Source organism: Candidatus Omnitrophota bacterium, assembly GCA_014728045.1.
In the GTDB taxonomy this organism is placed as follows: Bacteria; Omnitrophota; Gorgyraeia; order Tantalellales; family Tantalellaceae; genus WJMH01.
The window spans coordinates 1-14,691 of the sequence record WJMH01000015.1 but is presented as its reverse complement, the minus strand read 5'-3'; the positions used below and the strand labels follow the sequence as shown (position 1 = coordinate 14,691).

The window sequence follows — 14,691 nt, the reverse complement described above, 5'->3', positions numbered from 1 at the left end:
AGAAAGAGAAAGGAGAAAGAGATTTGCGCGTTTTATCCCGGAACAGTTATGTAAAGGTCTTTTATATTTTGGCTGTTTTCACTTTCTTTTGCGCGAACGGCTTTGCGGCCGTTGACCAGGACATAACGGACGCTATCCCCAGCGCCCAGCCGGCGCCGCAGAAAGAGCTCAAGGAAGCGGAATATCTGCCGGAGCCCTCCGCGGAGAAACTTGAGGTCTCCGGTTACGCGGACCTCCAGCAGGGTTACGATAACAATGTTGAGCTGGACTCCCAGAGGCTCGATGACGGTTTCCTGCAGTTCACCGGCAACCTGGAGGCAAGTTACCCGGTTACCGGGCAGGCCGACTTCGAGGTGGGGACGGACCTTTTCTCTTTGGTATACTACACCCACAACAGGAACAATATCTTTGACCTTGCCCCCTACGCGCAGCTCGTCTACAGGGTAACCCCCGACCTTATCTGGAGGAACACGATAACGTTCGACCACTTCGAGTACCCCAACGAGAAGGAAAGCACCTATAACGGTATATACCTTACGACCAACCTCAGGCATTTTTTTCTTCCTGACGTCTACCAGGAGGCCAGGTTCGAATACCTGAAGAGGTGGTATCCCGACAGGAAGACCTTCAATTCCGCGGGTTTCGTCTCTGACGTCGACCGGACGGATGACCGCATCAGGATGCAGTACAATATCGGAGCGTATTTCAACAAGTTCTTCATAGGCGTGAGCAACCAGATCAGCCACAACGATTCAAACGACGACTTCCAGCAGTATTACGACTACTGGCTCTACAGGCTGAGCCCGTCGATGCTCTACTTCATCACCGACCACCTTTACCTCGACGTGAGCCTTGTCTACAGGTATACCCGCTACAAGGACAGGAGGAGCACCGAGGACACCGGCAGGCGCCAGAGGGACAATACTTACATTTTCTATTCTTCGCTGTATTACGACATAACCAAAAACCTCACGCTGGGAGTGACCTATTCATACAGCGAGAACGCATCCAACGATCCTTTCCAGGATTACTCCGGCAGCATTGTTTCGGGCGGGCTTTATTATTATTTTTAAACTTTTCCGGTCTGGTTCCGGGACCGTTCCCTTATGGTTTTGAAGAATATCTCAGGCAGAATACGATTGATAAAGCGCTACATCCGTAAAGCGCCCGCAAGGCTGAAGAAGGTGGATACCGCGCGCCTGGCCTCCTATCTTTTCGCGGCGGCCCTGGTCGGGCTTTTGCTTTTTTTCTCATATTCCAGGGTATTCGACGAGTTCGAGTACAGCGTGCTGGATTTCTGGTACAGGGCAAGGCCCCCCATTGCCGTTGACCGGGACATAGTCATCATCGAGGTGGGGGATGACTCGATAGAGAAGATCGGCAAGTGGCCCTTTCCGAGGAAGTATCACGCTCTACTTACCAGAGCGCTCAAGTCCGCCGGTGCGGAGACCATAGTCTTCGATATATTCTTCAGCGAGCACAAGGAGGGTGACGAGGCCTTCGCCGAAGCCATAAAAGAGGCGGGTAACGTGTACGTGCCTTATGTCTTCGAGCTTGCGCCTTCCGCCAGGGGAAGGACCCACGTCAAGGCCACCAAGTTCGCCGCGCCCCTTGTGGAAGTGATCGCCCGGGTGGTCAAGGGCTCGGGCTTCGTCAATGTTGAGCCGGACATCGACGGCAAGGTGCGAAGGGTGCCTCTTTTTATCGAGTACGAGGGCGAGTATTACCCGCACCTTACCTTCAATGTCGCTCTGGATAAGTTGGGTTACGCCTTTGGGGATATCGATATAGAGCCCGGCGAGAGGATCACTGCGGGCGAGGATCTTGTAATACCCCTTTACGAGGACTCATCGGTCCTTGTCAATTATCCGGCAAGATGGGGAAGGGCTTTCCGGCATTATTCCTACGTGGACATACTCCAGTCCTACCTCGCGGACGTGACGGGCCAGAAGCCAGCGGTGAACCTTAAAGAGCTCGCGGGCACGGTATGCTTCATAGGTCTTACGGCTACCGCTTCTCCCGATGCGCATCCCTCCCCGATGGAGCCCATTTACCCGGGTATAGGCGTGCACACCAGCCTTTACAACAGCATAATGAAGGGGCTTTTCCTAAGGAGGCTGGGCAGGGGCTGGAACCTCCTTATACTCGTATTGATGTGGATCATAACCGGTTACGTGACGCTGAAAAGCCCGAGGAAGATAGCCATTCTTTCGATAATCCTCATCATGGCGGCCTATCTTCTGGCGGCGATGATATGTTTCTGGCCTTTCGGGGTTTGGGTCGATGTTTTTTATCCCCTTGTCACTATTGCCGCCATCTACGTGATGGTAACCCTCAAGAAATATTTCACGGAGATACAGAAGAGGGAGCTTATCGAGAAGGAGCTTGATATCGCAAAGGGCATTCAGAGAAGCTTCCTGCCGCGGGAGATACCCGAAGCGGGAGGTCTCGATATATGCGCGAGGATGCTCACTGCCCGCCAGGTGGGCGGAGACCTTTACGACGTGGTCGAGCTTCCCGGGGGCAGGATCGGCGTCATGCTCGGGGATGTATCCGGCAAGGGCGTTCCGGCGGCGCTTTACATGGCGAGGGTGGTGAGCGTTTTCAAGGCCTTCGCCAAGAAGGGGGAGCCCGGGGAGGTAGTAAGCCAGGTGAACGATAACCTCGTGCTGGAGGCGGACAGCGGGCTTTTCGTGACGATGACATACAACGTGTTCGATACCTCCGCGGGAAAGATCTCTTTCGCGATCGGCGGCCACAACCCCACTATCCTGATCGACCCCGACGGCAGAATCGAGCTTCTGGACGTTGAGGCGGGCATACCACTGGGCATGATGCAGTCGGTTTTCACCCAGAACAGTCGCCAGTACGCCCCCGGAAGCATTTTCGTCTTCTATACCGACGGCGTTACCGAGGCCATGGGCCCTGACGATGAGATGTTCGGCATGGAAAGACTTACCGAACTTGCCTCTCTGCTTAAGGGGGCTACCGCCGAGGAAGTGGTGGATGCCATTCTGGCGGCGGTGACGGATTTCGAGGGTCCGGACCGCCAGCATGACGATATCACGGTCGTAGCGGTCCGTACCTGATACTCTGGTTGATTTTTCCCGGGTATAACGTATAATACTCTCTTGAACATTTCATATATCCCGGCAACAAGAAGGGCGATCCGTATGCAGCTTAAACTCGAAAAACTCGATGGTTTCACTCCCCGTAAGGGCCCGCTCGTTCTTATCATTATGGACGGGGTAGGCATGGGCAGGGAGGATGAGACCAACGCCGTTTATATGGCGAAGACGCCCTGTCTGGACAGGCTTTTCAACAGCGAGCTTTTCACGACGCTCCAGGCCCACGGTACCGCCGTGGGACTACCTACCGATGATGACATGGGTAACAGCGAGGTGGGGCACAACGCTCTCGGTGCGGGAAGGGTCTTTGCCCAGGGAGCGAAACTGGTGAATAATTCCATAGAGAATGAATCCATTTTTAACAGCCCGACCTGGCAGGACCTTGTCTCTAACGTCAAGGGTACCTCCGGAAGGACCTTCCACTTCATAGGGCTTCTTTCCGACGGTAATGTCCACTCGCATATAGACCAGCTTTTCAGCATGATAAAACGCCTGGCCAAGACGGGGATCGAACGGGTCCGCGTTCACGCGCTTCTCGACGGGCGCGATGTGGACGAGAGGTCTGCTCTTAGGTACATAGACAAGACCGAGGAGCTTTTACGCGCTATCCGCGGGGAAAAGGGATTTGATTACCGGATAGCCTCCGGCGGAGGCCGGATGGTTACCACCATGGACCGTTACAACGCCGACTGGAGCGTGGTCAAGCGGGGCTGGGACGCGCATGTGCTTGGAAAGGCGAGGAACTTCGCATCTGCCAAAGAAGCGGTTGAGACTTACTACAGGGAGGATCCGGGAATAACGGACCAGTACATGGATCCCTTCGTCGTGGTCGAGGACGGTAAGCCCGTGGGCACGATCGAGGACGGCGACTCGGTGGTGTTCTTTAACTTCCGGGGAGACCGCGCGATAGAGATATCCCGCGCATTTGACGAAGAGGACTTCAGCGAGTTCGACAGGGTGAGGCGCCCCAGCGTGAAATTCGCCGGGATGATGGAATATGACGGGGACCTGCATATACCGAAACGCTTTCTCGTGGCCCCTCCAGAGATAGACAGGACTGTATGCGAGTACCTTTGCACCGCAAATGTCAGGATGATGGCGATCTCCGAGACCCAGAAGTTCGGGCACGTCACGTATTTCTGGAACGGTAATAAATCCGGGTATGTCTGCAAGGAGCTTGAGGATTATCTGGAGATACCTTCTGACAAGATACAGTTCGACAAGGCCCCCGACATGAAGGCTCCTGAGATAACGCAGAAGGTCGTGGACAGCCTGAAATCCGGCCAGTACAGGTTCATAAGGCTGAATTTCGCCAACGGGGACATGGTGGGCCACACCGCTGTTCCGGACGCGGTGGTGCAGGCGGTGGAGACTGTCGACAAGTGCGTCGGGAGGATACTCGATAAGGTCAAAGAGCTCGGAGGCGTAGCCATAGTCACCGCCGACCACGGCAATTCCGATGAGATGTTCGAACTCAAGAAGGGCGAGCGGGTCATGAAGACCGCTCACACGTTGAACCCGGTTCCTTTCGCGATATACGACCCGCTTTACGCGGGGGAATACCGCATGGCGAACCTGGAGAAAAGAGGGCTTTCCAACGTGGCCGGGACCATACTGAACCTGTTGGGGTACAGGAACGTTGCCGATTACGATCCGCCTCTTATCGAGTTTAATTGACTTGACTAAGAAAAAGCCAGGTAATAAAATTAGTTCTCTGAAAAAGAAGTGCCGGAGTGGTGGAATTGGCAGACGCGATGGACTCAAAATCCATTGGGGGAAACTCCGTGTGGGTTCGACTCCCACCTCCGGCACCAGATTTTGCGGCAGCGCTGTAAGCATTTGACATTAATTGTCGGGAATGATATATTAATTGAACCCGTGGGGCTGTAGCTCAGCTGGAAGAGCGCGTGCATGGCATGCATGAGGTCAGGGGTTCGATCCCCCTCAGCTCCACCACCTTTTTACGGCAAAAGCCCGCCCGGGAGGCGGGCTTTTTAATTATTATTTTTCTGTTGACAAACCGCTCAATAAAAAATATACTTTATCCCTGTAAAAATAGCGTAAGCTATTGAATATAGATAGTGTTACATGGATTTCAGGGTGTTTTTTGCTCTGTTTTTTTGAGCCCATAAAACGGGAAAACAAAAATGGAGGATGAGGATGAGGGAAAGAAGAAAGGAATCTTTCGGTCCGCATCTTATGCTGGATCTGAGGAAGTGCGCGGCGGGAAAACTCAGCGATTACAAGCTGATATTCGATATACTGCACGAACTTCCCGAGAAGATCGGCATGACCAGGATAACACAGCCGTACGTATTCCCCTACGCGGGGCTCGTTCCCGAGGACAAGGGGATAACCGGCACGGTGATCATAGCGGAAAGCCATATATCGATACATACCTTCCAGGAGAAGGATTACTGCTTTGTCGATGTTTTCTCCTGCAAGGATTTCGATGTGGAGCTTGCCGCAAAATACATAATAGATGCTTTTGAATCAAAGGATTACGACAAGTACGTTGTAAACAGGGGCAAGGATTTCGTAAGGTATTCCGACTCAAGGGAAGCAGTACTTGTTTAGAGGGAAGGGTCCGGTACGGTTCATGGAAGAATACACCCGATTCACGGGGCCGGACGGGGCATCTACCGATCTTGACCGATCAAGCATAGTTATCCTGCCAGTACCTTATGACAGGACCAGCACATGGATCAAAGGGGCCGACAAGGGCCCTTTTGCTCTTTTAGAGGCCTCGCCGGAACTGGAATTATACGATATAGAGACCGACCATGAGGTTTACACGCGGGGGATCTATACCTCTGCGCCTCTTGAAGTGGGGCAGATGGAGCCCGAGAGGATGTGCCGGGTGGTCGAAAATGAGGTCTCGTCTCTCCTTGACGGGGGCAAGTTCGTCGTCACCCTGGGGGGCGAGCACTCGGTGAGCATAGGCGCTGTAAGGGCCCACGCCTCGAAAGAGGAACCTCTTTCGGTGCTCAGCCTTGACGCACACGCGGACCTCAGGGACGAATATCATTCAAGCCGGTTCAATCACGCCTGCGTGGGCGCGCGGATAAAAGAACTTGCGCACCTCGTCGAGGTGGGCGTTAGAAGCATGTCCCGGGAAGAAAAGGGCGTTCTTCCCGAGGGAGACATCTTCTTCGCGAGGGATATAGCCTCAAGCGGCACCTGGATAGATGAGGTCCTCTCAAGGCTTTCCGATAAGGTTTATGTCACTATAGACCTGGATGTTTTCGATCCGGCCCTCATGCCTTCGACGGGAACTCCCCAGCCGGGGGGTCTCGACTGGTACCAGGTCACGGCGCTTCTGGCGGCGGTTTCGGCGCAAAAGAGCGTCACCGGGTTCGATATCGTTGAGCTCTGTCCCTCCGGGAACAACAGGGCTCCGGACTTCCTGGCGGCAAAACTTGTTTACAAATTCCTCAGCTATGTGTATAAAAGAAAAAGGTGATAGATCGACATGGACAGGTATAATTTCAGCGAAATAGAGAAAAAGTGGCAGAAGGCCTGGCGCGAAGAGGACCTTTTCAGGGTGGATGTCAAGGACGCCAAGGACAAGTATTACTGCCTGATGATGTTCCCTTACCCCTCGGCGGCCCTTCACGTGGGCCACGGCCGTAATTATGTAATAGGGGACGTCGTCGCCCGCTACAAGATGATGCGCGGAAGGAACGTTTTAACCCCCATGGGCTGGGACGCTTTCGGGCTTCCCGCGGAGAACGCCGCCATCAAGAAGGGGATACACCCCAAGGAATCCACCATGAGCAATATCTCCATGATGAAAAGGCAGCTTGATTCATGGGGGGTCGAGTACGACTGGAGCAGGGAGGTCACCTCCTGCAAGGCCGATTACTACAAGTGGACCCAGTGGATATTCTTGAAGCTCATGGAAAAGGGCCTCGCCTACCGGAAGAAGGCCTTCGTCAACTGGTGCCCCTCGTGTAACACGGTGCTCGCCAACGAACAGGTGATAGAAGGCGCCTGCGAAAGGTGCGACTCCCGGGTCGAGCAGAAGGACCTTGAGCAGTGGTTTTTCCGTATAACCGACTACGCCCAGAAACTCCTCGATGACATAGACAAGCTCACAGAGTGGCCCGAGAAGGTGAAGACCATGCAGCGCAACTGGATAGGCCGCTCCGAAGGCGTGAACATAGATTTTCCCGTGGTGGATTCGGACATCACCTTGAGCTGCTTCACGACGCGCGTTGACACGATCTTCGGCTGCACTTACATGGTGCTTGCCGCCGAGCACCCCCTGGTCGAGGAACTTATCAAGGATTCTGCCAGTAAGGAGAAAATAACAGAGTTCATTCGCAAGGTGAGGAACGAGTCCGCCGTCGAGAGGGTCCAGGCCGGCACCGAGAAAAAGGGCATCTTTACCGGCAGGTACGTCATAAACAAGATCAACGGCAGGAAGATACCGCTGTGGATAGCAGACTATGTTCTTATGGAGTACGGCACCGGCGCGGTCATGGCGGTCCCCGCGCACGACCAGAGGGATTTCGAGTTCGCAAAAAAATACGATCTTCCTATAGAGGTAGTTATAGATGACCCGGATGAACCTCTCCGGGCCGGGGAACTGACCCAGGCCTATGAGGAGGAAGGTGTCCTCGTTAACTCGGATAAGTTCGACGGCATGAAGAATACCGACGCCATGGAGGCCATAGCCGACCACATGGAGAAAGAGGATATCGGCGAAAGGGCGGTGCACTTCAAGCTCAGGGACTGGCTGATATCCCGCCAGAGGTACTGGGGAGCGCCCATCCCGGTGGTCTACTGCGATAAATGCGGCATGGTGCCGGTACCGGAGGAGGACCTTCCGGTAGTGCTTCCCGAGAGCACCGAGTTCAAGCCGACCGGCGAGTCGCCTCTTAAAAGTGCGGAGGATTTCGTCAACACCGCCTGTCCCGAGTGCGGGGGGCGGGCCAAGCGCGAGATAGACACCATGGACACTTTCGTCGACTCCAGCTGGTACTATCTGAGGTACATATCCCCGAATCTTGAGGATAGGCCCTTTGACACCGAAGACGTCAACAGGTGGCTGCCCGTTGACCAGTACATAGGAGGGGTAGAGCACGCCATACTGCATCTTTTATATTCAAGGTTCATCACCAAGGTCCTATGCGACATGGGTTATGTGGGGTTCGACGAACCCTTCAAGAGGCTCTTCACCCAGGGGATGATCATAAAGGACGGGGCGAAGATGTCCAAGTCCAAGGGTAACGTGGTAAGCCCGGACTCTCTCATAGAGAGATACGGCGCGGACACGGTGAGGCTCTACACGCTTTTTATAGGTCCCCCGGAGAAGGATGCCGAGTGGTCCGACAGGGGAGTTGAAGGAGCCTTCAGGTTCCTTAAAAGGTTATGGAACCTCCTGGATATTCTGGAGAATTCGGGCGATACCGCAGATGAGGACGCCCGGGAGGAACTTCTCAGAAAGATGCACCAGACCATCAAGAAGGTCACCGATGACATCGACGGGGAGTTCCATTTCAATACAGCGATAAGCGCCGTCATGGAGCTGGTTAACCACGTTTACTCGGGTATCAGTTCAAAAGGCGCATCCACTTATGACAGGGCGACCCTTGAAGAGCTCATGCGTAACCTCGTGCAGCTTCTGGGGCCCTTCGTCCCGCATATCTCCGAAGAGATCTGGCAGAGGCTCGGCGTCTCCGGAAGCGTTTTCCGGAGCAGGTGGCCTTCGTACGACGAGAATATGCTTCTAGCCGATACGGTCACGATTCCCGTTCAGATAAAGGGGAAGCTCAGGTCTACCCTGCAGATGCCCAGGGGCCTTGACGAGGAGAAGATCAAGGAACTTGTCCTTGCCGATGATAAGATCAAGAACCATGTCGAAGGCAAGCAGATACGCAAGTGGATAATTCTCAAGGATAAACTTGTCAATCTGGTCGTCCAGTAAAAGTGAGAAAGATACGCACGATCATACCGGTCATGTTGACCATGCTGATTCTGGGGATACGCTCCGCGGCCCTCTACGCATTAGATGATGATATTTCCAGGGGGGACGATTACAAAAAGGACATCCAGACCCGCATCGTCGACAGGATAGCCCTCCCGAAGGGTTACCACGAGGGCCTCTTTTACGACGGCGAGTATATCTGGGTGACCAACGGCAAGGGCATCAATACCTGGATAATCGATCCTTCATCCGGTTCCATTCTTTCTATGATAAAGCCGGTCGGCAGCTTCACCGAAGGCCTCGCCGAGGCGGGGGAGGGATACCTCTACCTGGCCGACTGGGACGAGAAAAAACTTTTCAAGGTGAGCATAAAAAAAGAGACCATGTCGCGATCCGGCCAGATCGACTTCGCCCCCGCGAGGCCGACGGGCGTTGTCAGGATCGGCGGGGATACTTACGTTATAACCTGGACGAGGGGGCTGGGGACCAAGTATCACCTGCTTAAGCTGGATAGCTCCGGCAATATCCTCGGTAAGGTACGTATCAAGGACATCCATGAACCCGCGCACATGGCCTGGGACGGGGAACATCTCTGGATAACCAGCTGGTACAGCCAGCGGGTGTACAAGGTCGACCTGGAAAGCCTGAGAATAATCGGCGAGTTCAGGTCCCCTGTGTCCAAGACCACCGGAATCACCTGGGACGGGAAATACTTCTGGCTGACGGGGACCTACTCGGACCTTTACCGTGTGGAAGTCATAGAATAGCCTTTTAGAGTGTTTTTTTGAGGATACCTTTGATATAATATAAAATATATTTTAATAAAAGACAAAAGGATTTACCGTGAAATATAACCATTATGAGAAGGCGCTGCTTGTTTTTCTTTCTGCGGCGCTTTTGACGGGAGCTTTCGTTCTGGGCCGGAGAAATTCGCGCACTTATAGCGAGATCACCGTGACAAGAGATGCCGTCAAGGCGCGCCTTACGATAGAAGAAGTGGAGTCTCTGCTCCGCAAGAAGCGAAAGGTCAACATAAACTCGGCGACGGAAGAAGAGCTCACCTCCATCCCGGGCATAGGCCCCGCCCTGGCCGGGAGGATAGCCGCTTTCCGGGAGGAGAAAGGATCTTTCTGCGCGGAAAAGGACCTTCTTAAAGTCCGGGGCATAGGCCCCAAGAAACTTGCCAAGATGAAAGAGTTCATTAAGTTTGATGAATAGGCCTCTTGCACTTTTTATATTATCATTCCTTGCGGGTGTTTTCCTGGCGGGTGCTTTTCCGTATCTCACCGCGCCGGGCGCGGCGAGAGCGCTACCGGTTCTGCTCGCGCTTTTGGTGTTTCTAGCCGCGATATCGGTTAAGAAAAGCGTTCTGTTCCGGTCTTTTCTCTGCGTGTTCTTCCTTCTATTGGGGGTCTATCGCTACGCTTCTTTCACCGAACCCGGAGCAAACGACATAAGTAGATCCGTCTCTCCTGCCGGGAGCGAGGCGCTCATTACAGGGGTTATTACATCAGACCCCGAATGGAAAGGGCAGGCTCACGCAAGGCACCTTTCATTCGTTATGAGGGCGCGCCAGCTCCTTAGAGGGCATGAGAAGAGCCAGGTCACCGGTCTTGTGAAGGTCAATATGTACCGGCCCGGGGCCGATCCCCGAGTAGGCGATGTCATAGCCCTGAGCGGCAGTATCAGGCTGCCCGGGGAGATGGCCAATCCCGCGGGGTTCGATTACAGAAGATATCTTTCGCATTCCGGGGTGAGCGCAATTTTATCGAGCTCCAAAAGCGACCACTACATGAGGGCGGGAACGGAAAAAACCCCGGTCATACTCATCAGAAGGTGGATCTCTAACCTGAGAAGAAAGTCCGGAGAGATGCTTTCAGAATACCTCTCCGGCCGGAGAAAAGAGCTCGCCCGCTCGGTTCTTCTCGGCGAGAGGGGCGGTATAAGCGAAAAGACCAAAGAGGTCTTCGTCAAGACTGGCACTATGCACATTCTCGCGGTGAGCGGGCTTCATATAGGCGTTCTGGGTTTTGTCGTTCTGGGGATTCTGCGTTTTGCCGGGCTTGCCAGGAACACCTCCTACCTTCTTACGATGCTTTCAATAATCCTCTTCGCGGTATTCGCTGGATGCCGCCCGTCATCTATGAGGGCCGCTATCATGGGCTCGTTTCTCCTGGCGGGGTTGATACTGGGCAGGAAGACCGATATTGTGTATTCACTTCTGCTTTCGGCGTTCTTGATAACCTTCTTCAAGCCGGGGCAGCTATTCATGCCGGGCTTTCTCTTATCATACCTCGCGGTTCTCTGCATAGTGTATATAACCCCGGTAACGGATCCTTTTTTGGGGCTTGGGCCGAGACCCACCTCTTTAAGAGCGTCCCGGGCACTTGGCAGATATTTCCTTAAAGGGATATCGGTCTCCCTCGCCGTGTGGATAGGGATGATGCCGGTAACGGCGTATTATTTCCGTATAGTGACCCCTTCGGTCGTCATCGCCAATCTGGTCGCCATACCTCTTTTAACCGTAATGATCGCTCTGGGATTCCCGCTTCTTCTCGCGGGGAGCGTTCCCGCGATCGGGAAAGCCCTTTCGGTCCTTCTGGGCGGGGTGATATCGTCTCTAGTTTCAGCTCTTGAGATCTTTTCCCGGATGCCACTCGCTTTCGTGAGGGTGCCTTCTCCGGGCACGGCTTTTATCCTTGTTTTTTACTCGGCCCTTGCGCTTCTTATCTTTATGCAAAAGAGGACGCATAAGAAGAGGTTCCTTTTCGCGCTTTTTCTCATTTTCAGTGCCAACCTCTTCGTGTGGAACGAAGTTTTGATAACGCCTCCTGATTCCAACAGGATAACTTTTTTCGACGCGGGCAAGGCAGATGCCATGCTAATCGAAATGCCCGACGGCCGGGTCGCTCTCATTGACGGAGGCAGGGGAGGGACCGGAAGGGGCGTTGACGCGGGAAGGGATATTATAGCGCCTTACCTCTGGCAGAGGGGAAAGCGCGGGATAGACGCGGTATTCCTTACCCACGCGCACGAGGACCACATAGGAGGCCTTCTTTACCTTTTAAGGGAGTTCGAGATAGGCGCAGTGATAGACGGCGGGGAGGTTCGCCGGGACCTCCCTGAAAAAGCCCTTTACGATCGATATATTTCGATCATACGAAAAAAGAACACCAGGCGCCTTGTCATCAAGCGCTCTAGTGCGGTAGAAGGCTTCGCCGGGATGGAGCTGTTTGTCCTCAACCCGCCCGAAGGCGCCTCTTACGGCGACCTGAATAACGACGGGGTTGTCATGAAGGCCGTAACCGCTAGGGGTAATAGCGTTCTTTTCACAGCTGACAGCGGATCAAAGGCCATGAAGGATATGCTTTTATTCGGTACTTTTCTCAAGAGCGATCTGGTGAAAGTGCCTCATCACGGCCAGGGGCTGGGTGATGATATTGTGGGCAGGCTCTTCATCGAGTCGACCGGCTGCGAAAGCGCCGTTATAACCAATAAAGCCACCGGCAAACTCAACAAGCGCCTTCTGGGGATTTTGGAAGAGATGAAAGCCGAGGTATTTATCACCGGGCGTGACGGGGCGGTTATCGCCGAAGAAAAAGAAAAAGGCTTCGCGGTGAAAGCTTTTAAAAAAGAGCCAGCCGGCCCGTCAAGCCCTCTAAAACATACAAAATAAATCTTGCTTTCATTGATATTTACGAATAAAAAATAACCAGTTCCTTGTTGACTTTGGTATATATATATGCTAATTTTTCACTAACGATGTATAATAGATTTTTAATAATAGGTTTAATAAACAGGAGAGCCTTATGAAAAAGATTTTATTTATATCTCTTGCCGTACTGTTCGTACTTTCTCTGGCAACGACATCTTTTGCCAGTGTGAGCAAGCTTTATGAAGCTGCTGTTGTCGATGTCAAGGGTGACGTCAAGGTCGACCCCAACGCTGACGGCGGCTGGTTCACGCCCTGGATAGGGATGAAGCTCAAGGAAGGGGCGCTCATCAAGACCGGTAAGGATGCTTCGGCTGAGATAGTTTTTGACGCCCAGGGGCTCAACATACTCAAGATCGCCTCGAATTCCGAGATCACCGTTAAAAAATCCATGGTCGAGATGCCCGAGGGTTCCGTTCTCGCGGATTTCGCGAACCTTAAGGAAGGTTCGAGCTTTACCGTGAAAACACCTACGGCCGCCTGCGCCATCAGGGGTTCGGGTATGGGGGTAGACCACATAAACAACATGACCGTGGTCATGGCCTTCGAGGACAATGTATACGTGCAGGGCCTCGACAGGAACGGTAATCCCGTCGGCAAGCAAGTGGTGATACCGGAAGGCTGGAAATCCCAGGTGTCCGCAGGCAAGACCGAACCGCCCGAAGAGCTCTCCGAGAACGAGCAGCAGATCTGGAATGCATGGATAGAGGTCGTCGCGCCCACGGATGAAGACGTCCAAGATAAGGTTGACCAGGTCCAGGGCGATTTGATGGACACTGATACTGATACCGACACGAAAGACCTTGATAGCGTCAAGGAGGAAGAATCGGAATCACCTGTAAGTCCCAGTGAATAAAATAAAATAAGGAAGGTCAAAAAGGGGAGACCATTATTATGAGATCCAAATTCACCGTATTGTTTACTCTGGCAGTTTTTGTTCTGGCGTCTTTTTCCGTAACCGCTTCGGCGTGGGAGAAGGGGCACATGAAGATATCTCCCATGTTCGAGTTCGAGGAGAAGTGGGATAGTAATGTCTTCTACGATTCGAGCGATGAGAAGAGCGATATGATAAGCGTCTTCACGCCCGGAATAAAGAGCGAGTTCGGCTTCGGCGCCAACGGCAAACACAAGCTGAGAGCCGACTACAAGGTGGACCTTGGTGCTTTCGCAGAGTACAATGACCAGAACTACGCCAACCACGACATGTTCGGTGAACTCTACCTGGACTTCAACGATTATAACCTGCGCATCAACGACCGCTTCGAGATCACCTCTGACCGTGCCGGGACGGAGTTCGAGAACAGGAACCTCAGGAAAGTGAATACCCTGAACAGCATAGTCGGCATGAACTTCAACAAGTTCAGCGCAGATATCGGTTACGAACATTATTTCGTGGAATACCACAGCGATCTTCTCCAGTCTCTTGACAGGTACGAGAACGCGGTCTGGGCGACCGGCTACGTTGACATTCCCAATACCGAGAAGACAAAAGGCCTTCTTGAGTTCGAGTACCGTAATATCGAGTATAAGAATACAGGCGGAAGGAATGCTGATGCTTATAGTATTCTTGCCGGTATCAAGAACCAGATAACCGCCAAGATCACGGGTATCGCGAAAGCCGGTTTTAAGGTAAAGGATTACAGGAATTCAACGGCAAATGATTTTTCAAGCGCGATAGCACATATTGATCTATTGTATGATCTTAACGACAGGACCGATGTCCTTTTTTCGTATCACAGAGAAGCGTACGAGTCGACCGACCCCAATAATAACTATTACACGGGCGACCATTTTCTGGGTAACATCAGCTACAGGTTCGGCGGTAAGTTCATAGCCAGGCTGGACGGCATGTTTTACCATAACGCTTATCCGAATGTTACCGCCGGTGAGAACAAAAAACGAAAAGATATAGAATGGGC

At 53.0% G+C, this 14,691-nt stretch carries 11 protein-coding genes and 2 tRNA genes; all 13 read left to right on the top strand.

Annotated features, from left to right (window positions below):
- The first annotated feature begins 68 nt into the window (after positions 1–68).
- Positions 69–1,073, top strand: coding sequence for a hypothetical protein (locus tag GF409_05235; protein ID MBD3426613.1), 1,005 nt, complete (start codon positions 69–71; stop codon positions 1,071–1,073).
- Between the two features lie 33 nt (positions 1,074–1,106).
- Positions 1,107–3,089: a CHASE2 domain-containing protein gene (locus GF409_05230; GenBank protein ID MBD3426612.1), complete on the top strand. Its 1,983-nt coding sequence runs from the start codon at positions 1,107–1,109 to the stop codon at positions 3,087–3,089.
- An 84-nt stretch (positions 3,090–3,173) separates the two neighbouring features.
- Positions 3,174–4,805, top strand: coding sequence for a 2,3-bisphosphoglycerate-independent phosphoglycerate mutase (locus tag GF409_05225; protein MBD3426611.1), 1,632 nt, complete (start codon positions 3,174–3,176; stop codon positions 4,803–4,805).
- A gap of 50 nt (positions 4,806–4,855) precedes the next feature.
- Positions 4,856–4,942: transfer RNA gene (locus GF409_05220), tRNA-Leu, on the top strand.
- A gap of 66 nt (positions 4,943–5,008) precedes the next feature.
- Positions 5,009–5,084 (top strand) — tRNA-Ala (locus GF409_05215).
- A 204-nt stretch (positions 5,085–5,288) separates the two neighbouring features.
- A complete protein-coding gene (gene speD, locus GF409_05210) occupies positions 5,289–5,705 on the top strand; it encodes an adenosylmethionine decarboxylase (GenBank protein MBD3426610.1) in 417 nt (138 codons plus the stop codon).
- Between the two features lie 22 nt (positions 5,706–5,727).
- Positions 5,728–6,591: an agmatinase gene (gene speB, locus GF409_05205; GenBank protein ID MBD3426609.1), complete on the top strand. Its 864-nt coding sequence runs from the start codon at positions 5,728–5,730 to the stop codon at positions 6,589–6,591.
- Positions 6,592–6,600: 9 nt separating this feature from the next.
- Complete coding sequence (locus GF409_05200; protein ID MBD3426608.1) at positions 6,601–9,060, top strand: leucine--tRNA ligase; 2,460 nt, start codon at positions 6,601–6,603, stop codon at positions 9,058–9,060.
- A 2-nt stretch (positions 9,061–9,062) separates the two neighbouring features.
- Positions 9,063–9,827, top strand: a complete 765-nt coding sequence (locus tag GF409_05195) for a hypothetical protein (GenBank protein MBD3426607.1) — start codon at positions 9,063–9,065, stop codon at positions 9,825–9,827.
- A gap of 76 nt (positions 9,828–9,903) precedes the next feature.
- The gene (locus tag GF409_05190; protein MBD3426606.1) at positions 9,904–10,278 is read left to right on the top strand and encodes a hypothetical protein; all 375 of its coding nucleotides are present in this window, start codon (positions 9,904–9,906) and stop codon (positions 10,276–10,278) included.
- Positions 10,271–12,736: a DUF4131 domain-containing protein gene (locus GF409_05185; protein ID MBD3426605.1), complete on the top strand. Its 2,466-nt coding sequence runs from the start codon at positions 10,271–10,273 to the stop codon at positions 12,734–12,736. The genes GF409_05190 and GF409_05185 overlap by 8 nt, the downstream gene beginning before the upstream one ends.
- 133 nt (positions 12,737–12,869) lie before the next feature.
- A complete protein-coding gene (locus GF409_05180; GenBank protein MBD3426604.1) occupies positions 12,870–13,628 on the top strand; it encodes a hypothetical protein in 759 nt (252 codons plus the stop codon).
- A gap of 38 nt (positions 13,629–13,666) precedes the next feature.
- A partial coding sequence (locus GF409_05175) for an outer membrane beta-barrel protein (GenBank protein MBD3426603.1) occupies positions 13,667–14,691 on the top strand: 1,025 nt, incomplete at its 3' end.